At 37.6% G+C, this 1,000-nt stretch carries 1 pseudogene; it reads left to right on the top strand.

What is annotated here, in order from left to right:
- Positions 1-131 precede the first annotated feature (131 nt).
- Positions 132-1,000, top strand: a pseudogene (locus tag ACWDZ6_RS33435) (IS3 family transposase); the annotation flags it as partial.

The raw sequence follows: 1,000 nt of genomic DNA, 5'->3' as shown, positions 1-1,000 counted from the left end.
TTTGGAGATATACTATAAAAGTGGACAGAAAATTGTGTGTTATAATCTGTCTATTAAGACACAAAACTGAAAGGTGGAAAGGTTATAATAAACTAGACACAAAGTTAAGAGAAATCGTGGAAAGGTTTATTATGGCAAGAAGAAAATTCGATAAACAATTTAAAAATTCTGCAGTAAAACTCATTCTTGAAGAGGGTTACTCTGTTAAAGAAGTCAGCCAAGAGCTTGAGGTTCATGCCAATAGTCTTTATCGCTGGGTTCAAGAAGTTGAAGAATATGGAGAAAGTGCTTTTCCAGGCAATGGGACAGCCCTAGCTAATGCCCAACATAAGATTAAATTGTTAGAGAAAGAAAATCGTTATCTTCAGGAGGAACTTGAACTTCTAAAAAAGTTCCGGGTCTTCTTGAAGCGAAGCAAGTAAAACGTTTTGAATTTCTCTTGAAACATCATGGGAAGATAAAAATTAAACATGCAGTAAAAGTTCTTAAGGTTTCTCGCTCAGGTTTCTATGAATACATGCATCGTCGTCCTTCAAAACAACAAGTGGAGAGAGAAATTCTCTCAGAGAAGATAAAAGCTGTCTTTCATGAGCATAAGGGACGCTATGGTGCGGTTAGAATTACCAAGGTACTTCATAATACTGGTATTATGACCAACACGAAACGTGTTGGAAAACTGATGCACTTGATGGGACTTTATGCCAAGGGAAGCCGTTATAAATATAAACATTACAACAGAAAAGGAGCTTCGCTTTCAAGACCCAATTTAATTAATCAGATCTTTAAAGCAACAGCTCCTAATAAAGTATGGCTGGGAGACATGACCTATATCCCTACCAAAGAAGGCACCTTATACTTAGCCGTGAATATCGACGTTTTTTCACGTAAGATTGTAGGCTGGTCAATGTCTTCACGGATGCAAGATAAACTGGTGAGGGATTGCTTCTTACAAGCTTGTGGGAAAGAACATCCTCAGCCTGGCTTGATTGTCCATACTGAT

The sequence above is a fragment of the Streptomyces sp. NPDC002926 genome, assembly GCF_053591755.1.
Note: the sequence above shows the minus strand (reverse complement) of the source record. Positions and strands in the feature narration are given on the sequence as shown.